This window comes from Staphylococcus sp. 17KM0847 (genome assembly GCF_013463155.1).
Classification (GTDB): domain Bacteria; phylum Bacillota; class Bacilli; order Staphylococcales; family Staphylococcaceae; genus Staphylococcus.
On the sequence record NZ_CP040781.1, the window covers coordinates 355,393 to 379,577 of the forward strand.

20 protein-coding genes are annotated in these 24,185 nt (G+C 36.2%); 15 read left to right on the top strand and 5 right to left on the bottom strand.

Annotation, left to right across the window (positions count from 1 at the left end; all coding sequences use genetic code 11):
• Positions 1–104: 104 nt before the first annotated feature.
• From FGL66_RS01745 to FGL66_RS01755, 3 genes are all read left to right on the top strand, one after another.
• On the top strand, positions 105–995 hold the full coding sequence (locus FGL66_RS01745) for an EMYY motif lipoprotein (protein WP_180809906.1): 891 nt from the start codon (positions 105–107) through the stop codon (positions 993–995).
• Positions 996–1,146: 151 nt separating this feature from the next.
• Complete coding sequence (gene ytxJ, locus FGL66_RS01750; protein ID WP_180809907.1) at positions 1,147–1,467, top strand: bacillithiol system redox-active protein YtxJ; 321 nt, start codon at positions 1,147–1,149, stop codon at positions 1,465–1,467.
• Positions 1,468–1,676: 209 nt separating this feature from the next.
• Complete coding sequence (locus FGL66_RS01755; protein ID WP_180809908.1) at positions 1,677–2,795, top strand: glycerate kinase; 1,119 nt, start codon at positions 1,677–1,679, stop codon at positions 2,793–2,795.
• A 54-nt stretch (positions 2,796–2,849) separates the two neighbouring features.
• On the opposite strand, the gene pepT is transcribed toward FGL66_RS01755, so the two are convergent.
• The 4 genes from pepT to gdpS form a co-directional block, all read right to left on the bottom strand.
• Complete coding sequence (gene pepT / locus FGL66_RS01760; RefSeq protein ID WP_180810448.1) at positions 2,850–4,073, bottom strand: peptidase T; 1,224 nt, start codon at positions 4,071–4,073, stop codon at positions 2,850–2,852.
• Positions 4,074–4,088: 15 nt separating this feature from the next.
• Positions 4,089–4,592: a threonine/serine exporter family protein gene (locus FGL66_RS01765; protein ID WP_180809909.1), complete on the bottom strand. Its 504-nt coding sequence runs from the start codon at positions 4,590–4,592 to the stop codon at positions 4,089–4,091.
• A gap of 15 nt (positions 4,593–4,607) precedes the next feature.
• Complete coding sequence (locus tag FGL66_RS01770; RefSeq protein ID WP_180809910.1) at positions 4,608–5,369, bottom strand: threonine/serine exporter family protein; 762 nt, start codon at positions 5,367–5,369, stop codon at positions 4,608–4,610.
• 227 nt (positions 5,370–5,596) lie between these two features.
• Positions 5,597–6,667 (bottom strand): GGDEF domain-containing protein GdpS, encoded by a 1,071-nt coding sequence (gene gdpS / locus FGL66_RS01775; RefSeq protein ID WP_180809911.1) that lies wholly within the window; start codon positions 6,665–6,667, stop codon positions 5,597–5,599.
• 261 nt (positions 6,668–6,928) lie between these two features.
• Here gdpS and FGL66_RS01780 point away from each other — a divergent pair, with 261 nt between their 5' ends.
• Positions 6,929–7,975 (top strand): glycosyltransferase family 4 protein, encoded by a 1,047-nt coding sequence (locus FGL66_RS01780; protein WP_180809912.1) that lies wholly within the window; start codon positions 6,929–6,931, stop codon positions 7,973–7,975.
• A 180-nt stretch (positions 7,976–8,155) separates the two neighbouring features.
• Here the strand turns inward: FGL66_RS01780 and FGL66_RS01785 are convergent, their stop codons facing one another.
• Positions 8,156–8,791 carry a YigZ family protein gene (locus FGL66_RS01785; protein ID WP_180809913.1) on the bottom strand — a complete coding sequence of 212 codons (636 nt, stop codon included), beginning with the start codon at positions 8,789–8,791 and terminating at the stop codon, positions 8,156–8,158.
• A gap of 353 nt (positions 8,792–9,144) precedes the next feature.
• Between FGL66_RS01785 and fakB1 the strand changes: the two genes are divergently transcribed.
• The 11 genes from fakB1 to uvrA all read left to right on the top strand — a co-directional run bounded on the left by fakB1 (position 9,145) and on the right by uvrA (position 24,183).
• Positions 9,145–10,023, top strand: coding sequence for a fatty acid kinase binding subunit FakB1 (gene fakB1, locus FGL66_RS01790; protein WP_180809914.1), 879 nt, complete (start codon positions 9,145–9,147; stop codon positions 10,021–10,023).
• A 168-nt stretch (positions 10,024–10,191) separates the two neighbouring features.
• On the top strand, positions 10,192–11,475 hold the full coding sequence (locus tag FGL66_RS01795; protein ID WP_180809915.1) for a DEAD/DEAH box helicase family protein: 1,284 nt from the start codon (positions 10,192–10,194) through the stop codon (positions 11,473–11,475).
• Between the two features lie 185 nt (positions 11,476–11,660).
• A complete protein-coding gene (locus FGL66_RS01800) occupies positions 11,661–12,137 on the top strand; it encodes a ComF family protein (protein WP_180809916.1) in 477 nt (158 codons plus the stop codon).
• Positions 12,138–12,200: 63 nt separating this feature from the next.
• Entirely contained in the window at positions 12,201–12,761 is a 561-nt protein-coding gene (hpf, locus tag FGL66_RS01805; protein ID WP_180809917.1) for a ribosome hibernation-promoting factor, HPF/YfiA family, read from the top strand.
• A gap of 220 nt (positions 12,762–12,981) precedes the next feature.
• Complete coding sequence (gene secA / locus FGL66_RS01810; RefSeq protein ID WP_180809918.1) at positions 12,982–15,510, top strand: preprotein translocase subunit SecA; 2,529 nt, start codon at positions 12,982–12,984, stop codon at positions 15,508–15,510.
• Between the two features lie 32 nt (positions 15,511–15,542).
• A protein-coding gene (prfB, locus tag FGL66_RS01815) for a peptide chain release factor 2 (RefSeq protein ID WP_180809919.1) occupies positions 15,543–16,650 on the top strand; the annotation gives its coding sequence in 2 pieces (ribosomal slippage) (positions 15,543–15,614 and positions 15,616–16,650; 1,107 coding nt in all).
• Between the two features lie 796 nt (positions 16,651–17,446).
• A complete protein-coding gene (locus tag FGL66_RS01820) occupies positions 17,447–18,202 on the top strand; it encodes a CHAP domain-containing protein (protein ID WP_180809920.1) in 756 nt (251 codons plus the stop codon).
• Between the two features lie 88 nt (positions 18,203–18,290).
• Positions 18,291–18,932: a YfbR-like 5'-deoxynucleotidase gene (locus FGL66_RS01825; RefSeq protein ID WP_180809921.1), complete on the top strand. Its 642-nt coding sequence runs from the start codon at positions 18,291–18,293 to the stop codon at positions 18,930–18,932.
• Between the two features lie 5 nt (positions 18,933–18,937).
• Positions 18,938–19,177 (top strand): DUF2198 family protein, encoded by a 240-nt coding sequence (locus tag FGL66_RS01830; protein WP_180810449.1) that lies wholly within the window; start codon positions 18,938–18,940, stop codon positions 19,175–19,177.
• Between the two features lie 174 nt (positions 19,178–19,351).
• Positions 19,352–21,334: an excinuclease ABC subunit UvrB gene (gene uvrB, locus FGL66_RS01835; RefSeq protein WP_180809922.1), complete on the top strand. Its 1,983-nt coding sequence runs from the start codon at positions 19,352–19,354 to the stop codon at positions 21,332–21,334.
• 5 nt (positions 21,335–21,339) lie between these two features.
• Entirely contained in the window at positions 21,340–24,183 is a 2,844-nt protein-coding gene (gene uvrA, locus FGL66_RS01840) for an excinuclease ABC subunit UvrA (protein WP_180809923.1), read from the top strand.
• The last annotated feature ends 2 nt before the right edge of the window (positions 24,184–24,185 follow it).

Consider the following 24,185-nt stretch of genomic DNA (forward strand, 5'->3'; position numbering starts at 1 on the left):
CATAGTTATAACGTAATATGTACATAATTCTGCATAACTATAACACATATTATTTTCAAGATAAATATGTTTCGGTATAATACGGGATGTTAAGGGGTGCTGTGATGAAAATATTTAAAATTATTGTTGTTGTTTGCTGTATGGTGGGACTTGTTGCATGTGGGAATCAGGCTAAACAGGATAAAAAGGATTTTGATCAACAGATGACAAAAGTCATACATAAAGAACAAGTGTTTAATAAAACTTTAGATGAGATGTCATTGGATCAGTTGTCCCATTTGAGTCGAGAAGAGATAACAGATAAGAATAAAGAAACTTTTAAAAATATAAAAAAGAAAATAAACAGAACATTAAAACCGCAGTTTGATGATTATAAAAAGGAAGCAGAGGCGCTTCCGGATACCAATGAAGATTTAAATTCAGTAAAACAAGCATATTTGATGGGGATTAAGGGTAAAGAACAAGAAGTGGAACAATTAGAACGCTTTGTTACATTATGTATTTCATCCATAGATACGAATGAACATATTCTGGAGAACACACAGCAATTTGAAAAACATCGGTCTAATGTTGAAAAGTATATGAAAAAAGCACAATCCACTCAAGAAGGTGTTGATGAAAGTCGTGCTTTAGAAGAAATACTAGAGTCAAATAATAATGAAATTCAAAAAAGTGTAGAAGACGCTATGACGCATGATAGTGATGAAGACCAAGCAAAAGTATTCAAAAATACAACAATCCCATTGATTCAACAACAAATTAAAACATTGAATCAAAAACAATTGAGTGTTCATGATGTCAGTCTTGCACGGCAAAGTGCAATTGAAATGTACTATGATTTGGCACATTATTATCAATCACGCATTAAAACGATTGAGTATAGTAAGGCATTGTCAGAAATAGATGTTCATACATTAATTCAATCATCTAAGGATTTGAAACATTATGATGAAGCATTCCAAGAGAAGTACGAAAATATTGATGAAGCGAATTAAAACTTGTAATTCGATGTAGCGTACGAGTCAATCTAAAATTTAAGGTTAACAAAGGTATGTTTAGTGTGTATAATGGTAAACATTAAGAAAAGTGCGTGGCATTAATTGTAAGAGAAACGAATTGAAATTTTACTTAGAGGTGAAGTACGTAATGGCTATTAAGCTAACGTCAATAGACCAATTCGAACAAGTGATTACACAAAATCATGATATTTTTATTTTAAAACATAGCAACACATGCCCAATTTCAGAAAATGCATTAGATCAGTTCAATAAATTTTTATACGAACGTGATATGGACGGTTATTATATTGTCGTTCAACAAGAACGTGAACTTTCTAATTATATTGAAGAAAAAACAGGCATTAAACATGAGTCTCCACAAGCATTTTATTTTGTGGACGGTGAAGTGAAATGGCATGACAGTCACAAAAATATTAATGTATCCTCATTAGCTAAAGCAGAAGGATAATGAAAAAATAAGAGGACATCACAAGGTTTTAAAAAGTAGAGTGATGTCCTCTTTTGTGTGGATTAATATAAAATGACTAATAGCAGTTGGAATGGTTATAATGGTGTTCGCTTTATATTGAGTATTTTGAATGTTTATATTCGACTTTCTGTTTCGTATGCTGTCCATATGTTAAAATGAGTAAGCAATTGAAAGAATGAGGTGACAAAATGAAAGTACTCGTAGCGATGGATGAATTTAGTGGTATTATTTCAAGTTATGATGCTAACCGCTTTATCGAGGAAGCAGTGGCGAGTCAAGTTAAAGATGCAGATATTGTACAAGTTCCCCTTTTTAATGGTCGTCATGAATTGTTAAACGCCGTCTTCTTATGGCACTCTGGGACACAGTATCGTATGAATATACATAATCCTAATATGGAGCCAATCGAAGCAGTATATGGGCGAACAGATAAAGGATTAGGCGTTATAGAAGCTGAACAATTTTTAGTAAGTGATGAACCTATTCCAACACAGACAAGCTATGGATTAGGGGAAGTAATCGGTCATGCATTAGATAAAGGTGTGAGACATCTTGCAATTTCTGTGGGAGGTACAAGTGTATTTGATGGCGGTGCAGGAATGTTACAAGCTTTAGGTGTCCGTTTTTATGATGATGAAGGACGCAGTGTTGATATGCGTGAAGGTGCAGAAAAGATTAAGTATATTCGTCGCATAGATGTTTCTCAGATGCGAGATGACTTGCAAACATGTCAGCTACAAATTTTGAGTGACTTTGACTGTAATGTATATGGTAAAAATAGTGAGATTATGCAGCGATATGAAGAAATGGGCATTTCGCGTGACACAGCTGTTGAAATTGATAATTTACTTTGGTATTTCAGTGAACTATTCAAAAATAACTTACATATTGCACTAGGACCTGTCGAGAGAGGTGGTGCAGGTGGGGGTATTGCGGCAGTAGCTCAAGCATTGATGAATGCAGAAATTATAACGAGCCATGCGTTAGTAGACCAAATTATGGGACTGGATACATTAATACAACAAGCAGATTTAATTATTTTTGGTGAAGGAATTAATGAAAAAGACCAACAAATAGAGACATCATCTTTACGCATTGCAGAACTTGCGAATCAATATCATAAAGTCTCAATAGCCATTTGTGGGACATCTGATAAATTTAATTACTTTGAAAATATGCAAGTGACAGGAATGTTTAACACATTTACCGAGATGCCAAAAGCTTATCCAGATTTTAAGATGGGCATACAGTTACGTCAATATACAACACAAGCACTCAAATTATTACAAGCGCAAATTAAAATGTAATTTAAAAGGTGTGGCATTTAAAGCGATTTTAGCTGTGCCACACCTTTAATTTTTCTAATATTCCGTTGCTTTACGTACAATACCAATAATAACTTGTACGGCTTGAACCATAACGTCAATAGAGGCATACTCATAAGGACCGTGGAAGTTATCACAACCTGTAAAAATATTAGGGGTAGGTAATCCCATGAAGGAAAGTTGTGAACCATCTGTACCACCACGAATTGGCGCAGTATTTGGTGTGATACCAAGATCGGCAAATACTGCTTTGGGTAAATCAATGATATGTGGATAAGGTTTAATTTGTTCTGCCATATTATGGTATTGATCATTAATTACAATATTGACAGGTTGATATGAATAGCGTGCATTAAGATCGCGTTGTATATTGATTAACTGTTGTTTACGTCCTTCAAATTTTGTGCGGTCGTGATCACGGATAATATATTGCGATGTCGCTTTCTCAACGTTACCCTCCAGTTGCATTAAGTGGAAGAAACCTTCGTAGCCCTCTGTATGTTCAGGTACTTCTGATTCAGGTAAGCGCTGGTTAAACATAGTCGCTAAGTTCAGTGCGTTCACCATTTTGTTTTTAGCAGAACCAGGGTGTACATTTACACCTTCGAAAGTAACTACTGCTTCTGCCGCATTAAAACTTTCAAATTGTAATTCGCCAAGTTGACTTCCATCCATTGTGTAAGCAAAGTCTGCATCAAAACGTTGAACGTCAAAACGATGTGGTCCGCGACCAATTTCTTCATCTGGTGTAAAGGCAACCCGAATGCGACCGTGTGGCACATCAGGATGTTTAACGAGATAATGAAGTGCTTCCATAATTTCTACAACACCTGCTTTATCATCCGCCCCAAGTAAAGAAGTCCCGTCTGTTGTCATAAGCGTATGTCCCTTAACTTTTTGCATGTCAGGGAAAACCTCAGGGTCGATATAGCGCTCAGAAGTCCCCAGTTGAATGACACCACCATCATAATAATCAATGATCTGTGGTCGTACATTGTCGGCATTGAAGTCTGGAGAGGTGTCGACATGTGCTAAAAACCCAATTGTAGGAATCTTTGTATCAACATTAGCGGGTAAAGTTGCAAATAAGTAGCCGTGTGAATCTATATCCGTTTCTAAACCTAAATCTTTTAACTCTTCTTCCAGTAGTCGTAACAAATCCCATTGTTGAGATGTTGAAGGTGTCGTGTCACTATTAGGATCTGATTGTGTGTTAATTGTAACGTAGCGTGTGAGCCTTTCTATAATTGCATCTTTCATCATTTGTACACTTCCTTAAATTCGGTTGTTCATATGATAACCTTTACGATATGTTTTGCCTTTTAGTTTACCATACCCATGCTTGATGCGTGTATAAATATAGTAAAAGATTTCAGCACATAAAATACCGAATGCAATGGCACCTGATGTGAGTGTTACTTCTAAAAATTGATTGACTGCAGGTGTATAAGCATTGGTTACTAATAAACGAGTGGCTTCGTATGCCGCCCCTCCGGGAACGAGTGGGATAATACCCGGGACGATAAAAATAATAACCGGACGTTTATAATGCCGACTCATTGTGTGACTCATCATACCTAAAATAAAACTTCCTAAAAAAGCAGCCATTACAGTACCGTAGTTTAAATCAATGGTAAATTTATAAATAATCCATCCCATGGCACCAACAAATCCTGATGCCAGTAAGAGGCGTTTAGGCGCATTGAACAGAATTGAAAAAAGCATTGTTGAAATAAAGCTAATGATAAATTGTGCGACGTAATAAAAAATGAACGTCATTGTGTAATCTCCTTTCTAAAAGATTAATAAGACGATAGCAACACCTGCACCAATCGCAAATGCTGTTAATGCTGCTTCAACACCTCTTGACATACCTGCAAGTAATTCGCCAGCCATAAGATCTCGAATTGCATTTGTAATTAAAATACCGGGTACAAGAGGCATAACACCAGCAATTGTAATAATATCTTGGTTTATTGCCCATCCAATCTTGGTGAAAAAAGCAGCAATCACAATAACGACCATCGAGCTGATAAACTCAGAGAAAAATTTTATTTGAATAAAGCGCTGTACAATGTCAAATGTTAAAAATGCTCCGGCTCCAGCGAGAACGGCATATAAAAAGTCGTGACGAACACCGCCAAACATAAATAAGAAGAAGCCCGATGCAATCGCTGCAGATAGAAATTTTATAATAAAAGAATATTGTAAAGAGGCTTGTTCTAAGTGGATGAGTTCTGATTTCGCTTCATCTAAAGTTAATTCATCTCGCGAAATTTTACGTGAAACATTATTGGCGATAGCTATTTTCTCTAAGTCTGTTGTTCGCTCACGTACGCGAACGAGTCGCGTATTTGTGCGGTCATTCAGGGAGAATATAATAGCTGTCGACGTTACAAACGCATAAGTGTCTTCAAGTCCAAAACTTGCGGCAATGCGTCCCATTGTATCTTCTACACGGTATGTTTCGGCACCACTTTCTAATAGAACTTTACCTGCCAGTAATACGACATCGATGACTTTGTTTTCATCTATAATCGTCAATGATTCAGCCATGAGAGGGCCTCCTTTTGTTTTTATAGCTCAAATCAATTGTCAGTCTACATGGGAATACAAGGAGTTGCAATACATAAAGATAAAATAGTCTAATTGTGAGATGAAATTTTATGTATCGTCATGATATTTCACAATTGTCTATTTATAGCGTGTGCAACTTTATATGTCATTCCCAATGAAAAAGGACTGGAAACATTATGAGGGGAATGTTTCTAGTCCTTAGTAGGTTATTGAAGTTTAATAATTGGATTGAACATCACTTTGTTGCGCCCTTCGTTCTTAGCAACATGTAACATATCATCCGCATCTTTAAATACTTTGCGCTGTGATTTATAATCTTCATCTGTTAAATAACCCACCCCGATAGAGACGGAGAGTTTAATGATCGTTTTGTCTGGCAAATGAAAGCTCGACTTTTCGACCGCTGTACGAATGCTTTCTGCTAATTTTACACACTCATCTAATGAATAATTGCGTAAAACAATCGAAAACTCTTCGCCCCCATTACGAAAAATTCTTGTTTTTTTAGGAACATAATTTTCAAGTAAGTGTGCCATTTGTTTCAAAACAGCATCTCCAGCACTGTGTGTATGCGCATCGTTGACATCTTTAAAGCCATCAATATCAATCAACAATAAACTTAAGCTTTCAGAATGCTTATGTGCAGCTTGAGTCATCATGTTGAGATGGCGATCAAATTCTTTTACATTACCAAGACCGGTCAAGTAGTCTAATGTTTCTTCATTTTCATAGCGTTCAATCAAGTTGAAAAAATGATGAAGATCAACAAAAAATAGTGTAGTTACCAATGTTGCAACGATGGAGAGAGGGATTAAATAAATAACAGCCATGACATCATAATTAGAGAATAGTAGTGCGATTATCAATAAAATGACAATACTGATGATATTTAGAATTTGTATAGCGATGATATGGTTATATTTTATGAATGGTCCAATTGTACTTGTAACACTTGCGATAATGATAAGTGCAAGTGCAAAGACAAGCGACATACTTAATGCAAAATAGCCGACCAATGCAATGATGACTGCAGAGGTGAAAGTGTAAAATGTATTAGTATATCGACCTAAGAATAAAAGCGGTACAAATGAGAGTTGAAGTGCGTACTCTCCGATAGTAACAGGGTACAACGCAAGCAGAAGCCCCACAATAGTCATTAACACAGTGATGTAACTCTTGGAGAATCGAAAATCATGCGACTCAGCATATTGAAGGCGATGAAATACATAAATACCTGCGATTGTGACTGAAATATTATAAATAATTGCTTCGATCATAAGCTACGTCTCCTTTACACTAACTTCTATTGTATTGGAAAAGCATCTGTTTGTCATCAACTAAGATAGTAAAACATAATAGAAGCATTATAGTATTTTAAGAGGCTTTGTATAGTGAGATGTGGTAAAATAATGAAATTAGAGTATAGAACATAATTAGAGGTATCCATATGTTTCGTATGCTAGAATACGACGAAGCATAGTATTTTAAGTATAAATCATAAAAGTAAAAGATTTTATTTTAGTTGTGAAGGTGAACTGATGTACACATTAACACTTATTGTCGTTTCCATGATAATCAGTTTAATAGTAACACCGATTGCGATTGCTATATCAAAAAAACTAGATATTGTGGATAAACCCAACATTCGTAAAGTACATACGAAACCCATTTCAATGATGGGAGGGGCTGTCGTTTTAATTTCATTTTTTATTGGTGTATGGTTAGGAAATCCAATTGAACGTGAGATTAAGCCACTGTTATTAGGTGCTATCGTTATCTATTTAGTAGGGCTGATAGATGACTTATATGATCTGAAACCTACTTTAAAACTACTAGGTCAGATTGTTGCTGCTTCAATTGTGGTGATGTATGGTGTGACTATTGATTTTATTTCATTACCAATGGGGTTAACCATTCATTTTGGGTGGTTAAGTATTCCAATTACGATTCTTTGGTTTGTTGCAATTATTAATGCGATTAATTTAATAGACGGTTTAGATGGTTTAGCGGCAGGTGTATCAACCATTGCACTCATTACTGTCGCGTTCATTGCTATTTTGCAAGGGAATATTTTTATTATTATGATTTGTAGTGTGCTAATTGGGGCACTATTAGGATTTTTAGTGTTTAACTTTCATCCTGCAAAAATCTTTCTAGGAGATAATGGTGCTTTATTACTGGGGTTTATTATCGGCTTTGTTTCGTTACTCGGTTTTAAAAATATTACACTCATCTCACTGTTTTTCCCTGTCGTAATCTTAGCAGTACCATTTATTGATACATTGTTTGCGATGATACGCCGTTTTAAAAAAGGTCAACATATTATGCAAGCGGATAAATCACATCTACATCATAAGCTACTTGCACTCGGCTATACGCACCGCCAGACAGTAGTGCTTATCTATGCGATTGCTATTATGTTTAGCGTGGTAAGTATTATCTTGTATTTGTCGCAGCCGTGGGGTGTATTTTTGATGGTTATTTTGATTGTTATTACAATTGAGCTGATTGTAGAGTTTACGGGGCTTGTGGATGATGATTATCGTCCGTTGCTTAATCTTATTACACGTAGTAACGAGCGTTAATTTTAAAATATTGATAATGGTTAAGCGACGTGTTAAGTCTATCGAATTGGTGAGAGGCTTTTGAATGACTCATAAGTATGAGGTGTGAGGGGACAGAAAGTTTGTTTTTACAAAGTGCTTTCATAGTCCCCTCCTCATCTTAATAAAGCCATTAACTATCGTAGCTGTTTGTAACAACGGTTAATCAATATCAAAAGGAAGACGTTTAACGGGATCTTCTATTAAAGAAAACTTTGCTTGAGTATGTGCATTCAAAAAGGAAATAAAGGATGCTCTCTCCTCTTCAATAACGTCGATATGATATGTCACTTTATCTGTATAAACAGTATCTCTTAAAAAGAATGGAGATGATTGTAATTCGTATTCAAACTTACCTGTTAAGTCATAATCGATGGTCACACGTGTCGGAATCGCAGGACGTAATTCAATGCGTCCAATATCTTGTATGACGTCTCTAACTGCACCGCCATATGCACGAATAAGTCCTCCTGTACCAAGTTTAATACCACCAAAATAGCGCGTAACAACGACTGCTGCATTATGAATGTCATGCTTTTTCAACATCTCCAGCATAGGTACACCAGCTGTCCCACTCGGTTCACCATCATCGTTTGCCTTTTGAATATGCATCGTATCACCAACTGTATATGCAGAACAATTATGCGTTGCTTCTCGATGTTCTTTCTTTTTTTGTTCAATAAAGGTTCTGGCTTCTTCTTCCGTTTGAACAGGTTGAATGTGTGCGATAAATCGAGATTTATTAATTACATTTTCAATAATATGCTCACCTTTAATTGTAATGACAGAGCGTGTCATAGAAGTCATCCTTTACATCATAGTTTAGTAAGATTATTATACTATATTTCATGACGAAAATAATAGCATGCATTATTTTGTATATAAAATAGTAAAGAACATCATGAATTATGAGTTTATAAAATAAATAGCATTAATGAATGAAATTTGATATAAATGAATGTATGATATAAATAGACTTGTTTTATGAGGCGAGAATATGAACTTTGAGATGACTGATTAGGTTCTACATAGAAGTATTATTGTAGAGTTGGGAAGTGCAAGGATTTTAATCATTGGACGTTTATCCCACTCTTAACAAATTGTAACATGAGGAAAGATCACATTTGATATTCATAGAGGAGGACGATGAGATGAAAATAGCTGTGATGACAGATTCAACAAGCTATATCCCTCAATCTATCTTAAAACAACATAATATACGCACCGTGCCATTGAGCATTACATTAGAAAATGGTGAAAATTATAAAGAGAATGAGACAATCTTTGCAGATGAGTTTTTTTCGATTTTAGCACAATCAGATACTATCCCAACAACAAGCCAACCAGCAATTGGTGAAATGATTAATGCTTATGAGGCGTATAGAGAAGAAGGTTACACGGATATTATCGTGGTACATTTGTCCAGCGGTATTAGTGGTGCGTACCAAACGGCTGTACAAGCAGCTGATATGGTAGAAGGAATTAATGTATTTCCATTTGATTCTAAGATTGCTTGCTTGCCAGAAGGTGCTTTTGCTTTACGCGCTATCAATCTTATTGAAGAGGGTAAAGATGTACAGGAGATATTAGCAGACCTTGAGGAAATGCGTGATCATACAGGTGCTTATTTAGTTGTAGATGATTTGAAAAACCTTCATAAAAGTGGACGTATTACAGGGGCACAGGCATGGATTGGTAATCTATTAAAAATGAAGCCCGTATTGACTTTTGAAGATGGTTTAATAGTGCCTTATGAAAAAGTACGGACGAAAAAACGCGCTTTAAAGTTGATTGAAGAACAAGCAATTGCGTTATCGGAAAAATTTGAAACAGCAACAATTATGATTATTGGTGGCGATAATAAAGAAGAATCGCATAGTGTATACCAAGATATGGTTATGCGTTTCCCTGAGAAAAATATCGTGTTTTCAGAATTTGGTCCTGTTATTTCTTCACACTTAGGTTTAGGTAGTTTTGGTATAGGGGTGACAAATCGTTATATCCAAGTGCCAGAATATGAAGAAGAATAATATAAATACAAAATTAAGCATAGCGATGAGATGTTCTATATTCATAGAATATTTCATCGCTTATTTTGATTGTTTGGCGCTGTGATCAACGACTTAATAACTAAAAATGAAAAATTCTAAAGTAATGATTGAGAAAAAAACGTGTACATATATAAAGGGGGGATAGAGATGTTATATGGAAGGCTGGTGCATAGTCAAACTTTATTAACAACGGAAGAAATACGGGAAGAAAGTTCAGGCGTTATACGGGAGCGAGAGACTTGGTATTGTAAGCAATGTGGCACAAGGGAAAAAGAAGATTTTTATACATATATCGCTTTAAATACATCCATACCGATTACATATTGTCGGCGATGTATTCAAATGGGGCGTATGTCGACAGTCGATAAGATATGGATTACACAAAGTAAACAGTCATGTTCAAAAGGTTATTATTCTATACCGTTTAAATTATCAGAACAACAGTGTTATGCATCAGAACGAATATTGGAGGCAGTACGTGACTATCGTTCGCTTTTGTTGCATGCTGTGACTGGTGCGGGAAAAACAGAGATGATTTTTGCCGCGATCGCTTATGCAAGGCAGCGTGGTGATAATGTTGCGGTTGTATCTCCTAGAGTAGATGTAGTGATTGAAGTGAGTAAACGTTTACGTGACGCTTTTAAAGATGAGATGATAGATGTGTTACATCAACAGAGTCAGCAGCGTTATAATGGACATTTTGTTGTCGCCACAGTTCATCAACTTTATCGATTCAAGAAGCATTTTGATGTGTTATTCGTTGATGAAGTAGACGCTTTTCCACTTTCAATGGATCCATCTTTAATGCATATACTTCATTATGCGAGTAAAGCGCAAAAAAGTGCTGTTTATATGACCGCCACACCACCTCATACATTGAAGCGACAATTTTGTAGTGAAAGTATCATCACATTGCCTGCACGATTTCATAGACATCCTCTAGTTGTACCTACATTCAAATATTTCAAAGTGCGCTATCATCGTATTCAATTTTATTTACTTCATCAAATTCGTCAACAACAAGCAATGGGGAGGACGACGTTGCTATTTTTTAGCAATATTCGACAGATGTGTCAGTTTTATAAGGTTTATCAATCTGTCGTGTCAAACATATGCTTTGTTTATAGTGAAGATCCTGAGCGTTTATTAAAAGTGGAAGCGTTGCGTAAGGGTGAATATTCCGTAGTTTTGACGACAACTATATTAGAAAGAGGCTTTACAATGGCATTTTTAGATGTGTGGGTTATGGAGGCGCACTGCCATTCATCATCAACGCTTATTCAAATAGCTGGAAGAGTGGGGCGTAAGGTATCTTGTCCAACAGGAATAGTTCATTTTTTTCATGAGGGGAGAACATGGTCAATGTATCAAGCACGTGCCAATATTAAGTTTATGAATAAGTGTGCCCTAGAAAGAGGGTGGATTGATTAGTGAGGTGTTTGTTCTGTCAAAATATCATTATATCCGAGTTATCGTTCCACAATTTTTTTGAGTCGCGTTCAATATTATGTCAAAGCTGTCAAGAGCGCTTGAATATGTGCAAAATGAATAGCGATGTATCATGTACATATTGTCATGGGATACTAGAGAACGGTCAATGTCTGAGTTGTATGCATATGTCATGTAGTAGCATTCGTTTTAATCATATTTATAGTTGCTATCGTTATACAGGTATTATTCGTGAGATGTTGCAACAATACAAATTTATGAGAGACGTAGCTTTAGCAGAAGTTATCGCGCAGTATATGGTATTTCCAAGAAAACGATATGATGTTATTGTACCGATACCGTCTTCTCCGAGTAACGATATAATACGAACTTTTAATCCTGTAAAGTATATTTTAGACTTTAAAAAAATAGAATATAAAGATATTTTAGCTATGACCGATCGTCCAAAACAATTTAAATTAACACAAAAAGAAAGAATGAATATCAAAAATTCAATGCGGATCAAAAAGGAAATAAAACTTGAAAATAAAAGTATATTACTTGTAGATGATATTTACACAACGGGGAGCACAGCGCATCATGCTGCTGCTAGGCTATTTCACAAAAAAGTCAGAAGATTGGATATGTTAACGTTTGCACGTTGACATAAACATGGTAAAATATAAGTAAGAAAGATAATAAAACAGAGGTTGAAAGGAGCGAGCACTATGATTAACTTTGAAATTCACGGAGACAACCTCACAATCACAGATGCTATGAGAAATTATATCGAGGAGAAAATCGGTAAACTTGAACGTTATTTCACAAACGTGCCAAATGCAACAGCACATGTGAAAGTAAAAACGTATCAAAATTCTAGCACTAAAATAGAAGTGACAATTCCACTTAAAAATGTGACACTTCGTGCAGAAGAACGTCACGATGACCTGTATGCAGGTATTGATTTAATCAACAATAAATTAGAGCGTCAAGTACGTAAATATAAAACACGTGTTAACCGTAAAAATCGTGATCGTGGTATTGAAGAAGATGTTTTTGTAGATGCTGAAGCAACACAACCAGATTTAGAAAATGATACAACAGAACCGGATATTGAAATTATCCGCTCTAAAACATTTAATTTAAAACCAATGGATCCTGAAGAAGCAGTGTTACAGATGAATCTTTTAGGACATGACTTCTTCGTATTCAACGATCGTGAAACAGATGGTACAAGTATTGTATACCGTCGTAAAAATGGTAAATATGGTTTGATTGAAACAGAATAAATGTTTTTGAAAAATAAAAATGAATGATAAGCATGGGAGTTAGGGTGTATAGCGCATAAGGCACTCTAACTCTTTTTGTATTATCAATAATATAATGATATGATACGTGAAACTGAGACATTACCACTTACTAAGAGTATATCAGTATAAATTTATACTTAATAATGGTATGATGGATTGTTGTAAGCGACAGAGTTTTTGAGCTAAAGGAGCGAAAGGAATGGGTATTTTATCTAAACTGATTGACGGAAACAAAAGGGAAGTCAAACGTTTAAGTAAAATTGCTGATAAAGTCATTGCATTAGAAGATGACATGTCAATTTTAACAGACGATGAAATTAAACAAAAAACACAAGCATTTCAAGAAGAATTACAACAAATAGATGATATAAAAAAACAAAATAATAAGTTAGATGAGATTTTACCAGAAGCTTTTGCGCTTGTGCGTGAGGCAGCTAAGCGTGTATTTAATATGAGTCCATATAAAGTACAAGTTATGGGTGGTATTGCAATTCATAATGGTGATATTGCAGAGATGAGAACAGGTGAAGGTAAAACATTAACTGCAACGATGCCGACCTACTTAAATGCACTTACTGGTCGAGGGGTACATGTTATTACGGTAAATGAATATTTATCATCTGTACAAAGTGAAGAGATGGCAGAGCTGTATAACTTTTTAGGCTTATCAGTAGGACTTAACGTCAATAGCCTGTCGACACCTCAAAAGCGTGAAGCGTATGCACGAGATATTACCTACAGTACGAATAATGAGTTAGGCTTTGATTACTTACGAGATAATATGGTCAATTATAAAGAAGATCGTGTGATGCGCCCATTAAACTTTGCTATTATTGATGAGGTCGACTCGATTTTAATTGATGAGGCACGTACGCCATTAATTATTTCTGGAGAAGCAGAGAAGTCAACATCACTGTATACACAAGCAAATGTATTTGCAAAGATGTTAAAGGGTGAAGAAGACTATAATTATGATGTACAAACGAGAAACATTCAGTTAACAGAGCAAGGTATCGATAAAGCAGAGCGTATGTTTAAAATTGATAACTTGTATGATGTGAAAAATGTAGACATCATCCATCATATCAACCTTGCTTTACGTGCTAACTATACGATGCAGCGTGATGTTGATTATATGGTTGCAGGTGGCGAAATATTGATTGTTGACCAGTTTACAGGTCGTACTATGCCGGGACGTCGTTTTTCTGAAGGTTTACATCAAGCGATCGAAGCGAAGGAAGGCGTTCAAATCCAAAACGAATCTAAGACGATGGCTTCTATTACTTTTCAAAACTATTTCAGAATGTATCGAAAATTATCCGGTATGACAGGTACTGCTAAAACAGAAGAAGAAGAATTCCGTAATATTTATAATATGACAGTGACACAAATCCCAACAAATCGACCTGTACAGCGTATGGATCGAAGTGATTTAATTTATGTGAGTCAAAAAGGTAAATTTGACGCTGTTGTGGAAGAAGTTATCGAAAAGCATCGCAAAGGTCAGCCCGTCTTACTTGGTACAGTAGCAGTTGAAACATCAGAATATATTTCTAACTTATTGAAAAAGCGCGGTATTCGCCATAGTGTCTTAAACGCGAAAAATCACGAAAAAGAAGCTGAAATTGTTTCAGGCGCTGGTCAAAAAGGTGCTGTAACGATTGCGACAAACATGGCAGGTCGTGGTACAGATATCAAGTTAGGTGAAGGTGTGGAAGAATTAGGTGGCCTAGCCGTTATTGGTACAGAGCGACATGAATCTCGTCGTATCGATGACCAACTACGTGGACGTTCAGGTCGTCAAGGTGATAAAGGAGATAGTCGTTTTTATCTTTCTTTACAAGATGATTTGATGGTAAGATTTGGTTCAGAACGTATGCAATCAATGATGAATAGATTGGGGATGGACGACTCAACGCCAATCGAATCTAAAATGGTGTCTCGTGCAGTTGAATCTGCTCAAAAACGTGTTGAGGGTAATAACTTTGATGCGCGTAAACGAATTCTTGAATATGATGAAGTGTTACGAAAACAACGTGAAATTATGTATGAAGAACGCAATAAAATCATTGATGAGGCAGAAAGTTCAGAGCTTGTCGTTCAAATGATCAAATCTGCATTGGATCGTACCATTGCATATTATATCAATGAAGACGATGACAATATTGATTATGAACCACTCATTCACTATGTTGAAGATGTATTTTTACATGAAGGTGAATTGACAGAATCAGAAGTGAATGGCAAAGATAAAGAAGATATTTTCGATATCATTTGGAAAAAAGTGGATAAAGCTTATACACATCAAAAAGAGCAACTCGGTGAACGCATGCCAGAGTTTGAACGTATGATTCTTTTGCGCTCTATTGATAATCGTTGGACTTCCCATATCGATACAATGGATCAGCTGCGACAAGGTATTCATTTACGTTCATACGGTCAACAAAACCCACTACGTGATTATCAAAATGAAGGGCATCAGTTGTTTGACGATATGATGCAAAGTATTGAAGAAGACGTTAGTAAATATATTTTAAAATCTATTGTAACAGTAGATGATGATGTTCAGCGTGAAAAGACGAAAGAATTAGAGGGTAAACACGTATCAGCTAATGATGGCAAAGAAAAAGCAAAGCCTAAACCATTTGTTAAAGAACAAGAAGTAGGACGCAATGATCCTTGCCCATGTGGTAGTGGAAAAAAATATAAAAACTGTCACGGTCACTAAGAAAAACAGTAGATGTAAAGGAGCGAATTGGGATGGAACTGTCTGAAATTAAGCGTAATATTGATGTATATCATTCAAAATTAGAACAACTTAGGGGGTCTCTTTGACTTAGAAAACAAGGAGACGAATATTCAAGAATTTGAAGAAATGATGGCTGAACCGACCTTTTGGGATGATCAGCAACGTGCACAAGAAATTATCGACCAAAATAATGCACTTAAAGTTGTAGTGACAACATATTATGAGATTGAATCAGAAATTGAAGATATGACTGCCACACACGAACTATTACAAGAAGAGTGCGATGAAGAAGTCAAGGCTGACTTGGAGGAGACAGTCGTTAGTTATCAAGCTAAGTTGGATCGTTTTGAGTTACAATTACTGCTTAATGGTGAACATGATGCGAATAATGCGATTTTGGAGCTCCATCCGGGGGCAGGTGGAACAGAATCACAAGATTGGACAGAGATGTTGTTGCGCATGTACCAGCGTTTTTGTGAGCAACAGGGATTTAAGGTAGAAGTTGTAGATTATCAGGCAGGCGATGAAGCAGGTGTTAAAAGTGTTACGCTCATTATCAAAGGCCATAATGCATATGGATACCTAAAAGCAGAAAAAGGTGTACATCGTCTTGTGCGCATCTCACCATTTGATTCGTCTGGTCGACGTCACACTTCTTTTGCATCATGTGATGTTATTCCAGAGTTTAATAACGAAAAAATTGAAATTGAAGTTAACCCAGATGATATTACAGTAGATACATTCCGTGCATCAGGTGCAGGTGGACAGCATATTAATAAAACAGAGTCTGCCATTCGTATTACGCACCATCCGACTGGCATTGTTGTAAACAACCAAAATGAACGTTCACAAATCAAAAACCGCGAAGCAGCAATGAAAATGTTGAAAGCTAAATTGTACCAGCTTGAAATTGAGCAAAAAGAACGAGAACTTGCTGAAATTCGTGGCGAACAAAAAGAGATTGGTTGGGGCAGTCAAATTCGCTCATATGTATTTCACCCATATTCTATGGTAAAAGATCATCGTACCCAAACTGAAACAGGTAACGTTAATGCAGTAATGGACGGCGATATAGGCATGTTTATTGATGCTTATTTAAGAAGCCAAATGAATCGTTAAACGAAAGACATTGAGATATTGATATACTCCGAGAAGTTGGACGTAAACCTCTAACTTTTCGGGGTATTTTTATGAGGCTCGTCACCTTTTTTGTTATACAAACAGCGCAATCATTGATTGTTCACCCATCATTCTGCTCAACCCAATACATATTAATAGATGAATTTAAGCGTATCATTCCATTTTATAAAAAACACTTACCTATCATTCAATCAGCGATGAACCACCCACAATTCAATAATGGCTGTATCAACGCCCCGTCAAGGATAGACTCACACGTTATGTTGCTTAAATGTTACGTAGTAATAGCTAGAACGATTTCTTGTGTTGTCGTATGTATTTAGAATCAAGAAACGATAGTACTGAAAAAGCGCACAATCCATCAAGATTATACGCTTCGACATGCCTAGCCATTTCTACGTATATGAAATTATCATAAAAATAAAACTAAGTACTTTTAATGATCTGTCCACCACAGAAGATGGACAGCCTAAAGTATGATATGCATTTTGTATTTGTTGTTATCAAGCCAATAGGAGCTTTTTCTTGTATATATATTGTTTGGATGGGTTTATAGTGTTTTTTGATAAAAGGAGTTTCAATCAATGGATTTGTATTAATTTTAGATAATATATTTCATCTTTTTCACAAATAGAATGTACGTATTATTTTAGAATAGTGACTGTGTTATGCTTTGGACACATACTATGCGTTAAAGGTGATGATATTTGTGATTTTTCAGTATGCGTGTTCTGTCGCAAAAGCCATGACCCTATTGCCCCTTTTGTTTTCTCACATGATGTCACAACAACACTATACATTGTTAGAAGACACATCACTCTCTGATCTTGCACATCAATTTGCCACGACACCTCAAACGATCAAGGAACTGAATCATCTTGAACCTGAGCAATATCGCTTAAAAACAAGACAAACTATTAATGTCCCTACGCATCACGTTTTAATAAAGCCACCTCATCTTGACCTACCTCATTTTCTTAAGCAACATCATCTTTCTTATGAGCGTATTAAAGCATTTAACCCACACTTCTTGTATGAAACTTCACCACAATGGATAGCTTTAACTGAAAAAGGAATGGCACATTTACCATTGATGTCACTTACAGCAAAATCGCTATACTCACCCTATAATCATAGGTTATCACAGCCAGAGATTGCGGTGTCATCTAGGCAATTGGACTTTAAAGAAGCGGCTAATCGATCAAATGGTTTTTACAGTAACGGTTATCGTCAAGGACAGTGTACAGCATATGCATTTGAACGTCGTATTACATTAGGAAGAGCGATTCCATTGCATTGGGGAGATGCTAAATATTGGGCGAAGCATGCACGACGGGAAGGCTTTGTCGTATCTCATATACCTAAAGTTGGTGCGATATTGGTATCTGAAGCCGGTCAATATGGACACGTTGCAATCGTAGAAGCATGTTTGAAAAAAGGAGTTTATATATCAGAAATGAATTGGAAGGGTGAGGGTGTTATAAGCACAAGATTCATTGGAAATATAGATGACTATCAATATATTTACTGAAGGCTTATATTGTTTAAGGTGCGTTATTAAACAAAAGTATGTTATATTATCATAAAATATATTGCACGTTGCAGAGGAGGTTGCATCAATGGGTGTCCATCAATATTTTAAAAGATTATCAGACTTAGAAAAGCTCATACGTTTGCCGGGGAAATTTAAATATTTTGAACATAATGTAGCAGCACACTCCTTCAAGGTAACAAAAATTGCGCAGTATCTCGGTACAGTTGAAGAATTTCATGGGAAAGAGGTAGATTGGAAAAGTCTATATGAAAAGGCATTGAACCATGATTTTGCTGAAATTTTTACAGGTGATATTAAAACACCGGTGAAATATGCGAGCAGTGAGTTGAAGAAATTATTTGCACAAGTAGAAGAAGAAATGGTGGATACATTTATCAATGAGGAATTTCCAGAGCGTTATCGCACGATTTATCGCCAACGCTTGCAAGAGGGAAAGGATGATTCATTGGAAGGGCAAATTTTATCAGTTGCAGACAAAATTGATTTATTGTATGAGACATTTGGTGAAATTCAAAAACGTAATCCTGAACCACTCTTTTTTGAAATTTACGAAATGAGTTTAGAAACAATTATGCAATTTGATCACTTATATTCAGTACAGGACTTTATAGATAATATCATTCCAGAAATGCTCACTGAGAACTTTATTCCGCGTAGCGAGTTACGTGAAAAAACAATGCAATTATTAAATAAAAGAAAGCAGTGATGAATGTGATATGGTATGCATTAGCCGCTTTTTTTCCATGTATACTCGTTGTAATATTCAGTGCAATTACACGCAATAAATGGATAGGCACACTGATTACATTAATAATCATTGGTACTTCAGTGTATAAAGGTTTTTTTCACAACGAATGGATTATTTTTATTGATGTTGTTTCAATATTAGCGGGATATATTATTGTAGATACACTTCATACACACTATTATGACGAACCTAAAGAACGTTGATACCTACCACTTCCTTTTTAGTACGAGAGGAAGTGTTTTTTTGCGTGTATGTGCAAGGATTTGTCAAAATACTTTGATGTCGAAAGAGAATGGTGAACGAACAGATGTTTGTATTTCGAGGCGTAGTTTTGTTAAAATAATAGTACGATTATTGTGATGAGGAGAAGAATAGGTATGGAGCATCATGATTTTAAAGTGAGATCAAAATTTCAACCACAAGGGGATCAACCTAAAGCCATTGATGAGTTAGCAAAAGGTATTCGTGAAGGGAAGCGTCACCAAACATTACTTGGTGCAACAGGTACGGGGAAAACATTTACAATGAGTAATGTCATTAAAGAAGTAGGTAAGCCTACATTAATTATCGCGCATAATAAAACACTTGCGGGTCAGTTATATAGTGAATTTAAGTCTTTTTTTCCTGAGAATAGAGTAGAATATTTTGTAAGTTATTACGATTATTATCAACCTGAGGCATATGTACCCTCAACGGATACATTTATTGAAAAAGATGCATCAATTAATGACGAGATTGATCAATTGCGTCATTCAGCAACAAGTGCATTATTTGAACGTGATGATGTTATTATTATTGCGAGTGTGAGCTGTATCTATGGTTTGGGTAATCCAGAAGAATATAAAGATTTAGTCGTAAGTATTCGTACAGGGATGGAAATGGACCGTAGTGAGCTTTTGCGTAAACTTGTAGATGTTCAATATACACGTAATGATATAGACTTTCAACGTGGTACGTTTCGAGTGCGCGGTGATGTCGTTGAGATTTTTCCAGCCTCACGAGATGAGATGTGTATACGTGTTGAGTTTTTCGGTGATGAGATAGATCGTGTGAGTGAGATTAATTACTTAACAGGTGAAATTTTACGTGAGCGAGAGCATTTCGCGTTATTCCCAGCTTCTCACTTCGTCACACGAGAAGAAAAAATGAAAGTCGCAATCGAACGCATTGAACAAGAGTTGGCTACCCAACTTGAGAAGCTGCGTAGTGAAAATAAATTATTAGAAGCTCAAAGGTTAGAGCAGCGTACAAACTATGACCTTGAAATGATGCGAGAGATGGGATTTTGTTCAGGGATTGAAAATTATTCCGTACACCTTACTTTACGTCCATTAGGTTCGACACCCTATACGTTGCTAGATTATTTTGGTGATGATTGGTTGATTATGATTGATGAGTCTCATGTGACACTTCCTCAGATTCGGGGGATGTACAATGGAGACCAAGCACGTAAAAATGTGTTAGTAGAACATGGTTTTCGTTTGCCAAGTGCATTGGATAATAGACCATTAAAATTTGAAGAATTTGAAGATAAAGCACATCAACTTGTTTATGTATCTGCAACACCTGGACCGTATGAATTAGAACATACGGATGATATGGTTGAACAAATCATTCGTCCGACAGGTTTATTAGATCCTAAAATTGAGGTGCGCCCTACCAAAAATCAAATTGATGATTTGTTAAGTGAAATTCAAGAGCGTGTTGAAAAAAATGAACGTGTTCTTATTACAACATTAACTAAAAAAATGAGTGAAGATTTAACGACATACCTGAAAGAAGCCGGGGTTAAAGTGAATTACTTACACTCTGAAATAAAAACATTAGAACGTATTGAAATTATTAGAGATTTGCGTATGGGGACTTTTGATGTGTTGATTGGTATTAATTTGCTACGGGAAGGGATAGATATTCCTGAAGTCTCTCTCGTTGTAATTCTTGATGCCGATAAGGAAGGCTTTTTACGTTCGGAACGTTCATTGATTCAAACTATCGGCCGCGCAGCACGTAATGATAAGGGTGAGGTCATTATGTATGCAGATAAGATAACAGATTCAATGCGTGTTGCAATAGATGAAACAGAGAGACGCCGCGAAATCCAAGAGGCATATAATGAAGCGCATGGCATTACACCACAAACCATTCATAAGCAAATTCATGATGTGATTAGTGCTACGGTTGAAACAGATGAAACAAATGAGGCAAAACGTAAAGAAGTGCCGAATAAAATGACGAAAAAAGAACGTCAAAAAACAATTCAAAATATTGAAAAGCAAATGAAAGAAGCAGCTAAAGCACTTGATTTTGAAAAAGCGACAGAGCTTAGAGATTTATTATTTGAATTAAAATCAGAAGGGTGACATAAATGAAGGGACCATCAATTGTAGTGAAAGGGGCACGTGCCCACAATTTAAAAAATATAGATATCGCACTACCTAAACATAAATTTATTGTGATGACAGGGCTATCTGGTTCAGGGAAATCTTCACTTGCTTTTGATACGATTTATGCTGAAGGACAACGACGATATGTAGAGTCATTGAGTGCTTATGCACGTCAATTTTTAGGGCAAATGGATAAGCCAGATGTTGATACGATTGAAGGATTATCACCTGCTATTTCTATTGATCAAAAGACAACAAGTAAAAATCCACGTTCAACAGTGGCGACTGTAACAGAAATTTATGACTATATTCGTTTATTGTATGCGAGAATTGGCAAACCGATTTGCCCAGAACATGGAATAGAAATTGAATCACAAACCGTACAGCAGATGACAGATCGCATTATGGCGTTAGAAGAACGTACAAAAGTACAGTTATTAGCACCAATTGTTAACCATCGTAAAGGGAGTCATGAAAAGATTTTAGCAGATGTGAGTAAAAAGGGTTATGTGCGTGTACGTGTTAATAGTGAAATTATGGATATTACAGAAGTACCAGCACTGGATAAAAATAAAAATCACACCATTGAAGTTGTGGTGGATCGCCTTGTTGTTAAGCCAGGTATTGAAACACGATTGGCAGATTCTATTGAAACCGTTTTAGAACTTGCAGAAGGACGTCTTGTTGTAGATGTTATCGATGGAGAACCATTGGAGTTTTCGGAAAAGCATGCTTGTCCGATTTGTGGTTTTTCTATCGGTGACTTAGAGCCTCGAATGTTTAGTTTTAATAGTCCGTTCGGTGCTTGTCCAACATGTGACGGCTTAGGTCAAAAGTTAACAGTAGATATTGATCTTGTCGTGCCAGATAAAAGCAAAACCCTTAATGAAGGGGCCATTTTACCATGGGAACCGAAAAGTTCAGATTTCTATCCGACTTTATTAAAACGTGTATGTGAAGTCTATAAGATTAATATGGATAAACCGTTCCGCCAATTAACTGAGCGCCAACAACGTATTATTTTACATGGTTCAGGTGATAAAGAAATCACATTTACGTTTAATTCTAGATCTGGAGAACAGCGTAAGCGTACAATGGTATTTGAAGGTGTTGTGCCTAATATCGAGCGTCGTTTTAATGAATCACCTTCTGAATATGTGAGAGAAATGATGCGAAAATATATGGCCGAACAGCCTTGTGAAACGTGTAAAGGTCAACGTTTGAGTAAAGAAGCACTTTCAGTCTATGTAGCTGGTAAAAATATTGGTGAAGTGGTATCACAGTCTATTCACGAAGCTTTAACTTATTACGAAGAGATTTCATTGTCTGAACAAGACGCTCAAATTGCACATTTAATCTTAAAGGAAATTACAGCACGTTTGTCGTTTCTTAATAATGTCGGTTTAGATTATTTAACTTTGGATCGTGCATCGGGGACGTTATCTGGTGGAGAGGCACAACGTATTCGATTAGCAACACAGATTGGATCGCGTTTATCAGGTGTACTATATGTGTTAGATGAACCTTCTATTGGGTTACATCAGCGAGATAATGATCGCTTGATTCAAACCTTAAAAGAAATGCGAGATTTAGGTAATACATTAATTGTTGTTGAACATGATGAAGATACGATGTATGAGGCAGATTATCTTGTTGATATTGGTCCCGGTGCAGGTGAACATGGTGGTGAAGTTGTTGCGAGCGGCACGCCTAAGCAAGTCATGAAAAATAAAAAGTCGTTAACCGGACAGTATCTAAGTGGTAAAAAATACATTCCAGTTCCAGAACATCGACGTGATATAACAGCACGCAAAATTTCTATTAAAGGTGCACGTAGCAATAATTTAAAGAATATTAACGTTGATTTCCCATTGTCAGTGATGAATGTCGTTACAGGTGTTTCGGGATCCGGTAAAAGTTCACTTGTCAATGAAGTGTTGTTTAAATCTTTAGCTAAAGTGATTAATAAATCCAAAGTAAAGCCGGGTGACCATGATGAAGTGAAAGGTATCGAAGAAATTGATAAAATTATAGACATTGATCAATCACCTATCGGTCGAACACCACGATCTAACCCTGCAACATATACAGGTGTATTTGATGATATTCGAGATGTTTTTGCCTCAACCAATGAAGCTAAGGTACGTGGTTATCAGAAGGGGCGCTTTAGCTTCAATGTAAAAGGGGGGCGCTGTGAAGCATGTAAAGGTGACGGTATTATCAAAATTGAAATGCATTTTTTACCGGATGTCTACGTACCATGTGAAGTATGTGAAGGAAAACGCTATAATAGAGAGACGTTAGAAGTAACGTATAAAGGTAAAAGTATCGCTGACGTATTAGCGATGACTGTTGAAGACGCCACACAATTTTTTGGAAATATTCCTAAAATCAAACGTAAATTACAAACATTAGTAGACGTTGGATTGGGGTATATTACATTAGGACAACCGGCAACGACATTATCTGGGGGAGAAGCCCAACGTGTCAAACTTGCGTCAGAACTACATAAACGTTCTACAGGTCGTTCTATATACATTTTAGATGAGCCGACAACAGGATTACATGTTGATGATATTCAACGTTTACTTAAAGTTTTAAATAAACTTGTTGAAAATGGTGATACAGTTGTGATTATTGAACATAATTTAGATGTGATTAAGACAGCAGATTATTTAATTGATTTAGGTCCTGAAGGCGGCGACGGTGGCGGAACTATTGTTGCTACCGGGACACCTGAAGAAATCGCAAAAAATAAAGCATCTTATACAGGTCAATATTTGCAACGTATTTTAGCCAGAGATCAAGCGCGAATGGAGAGATAGTC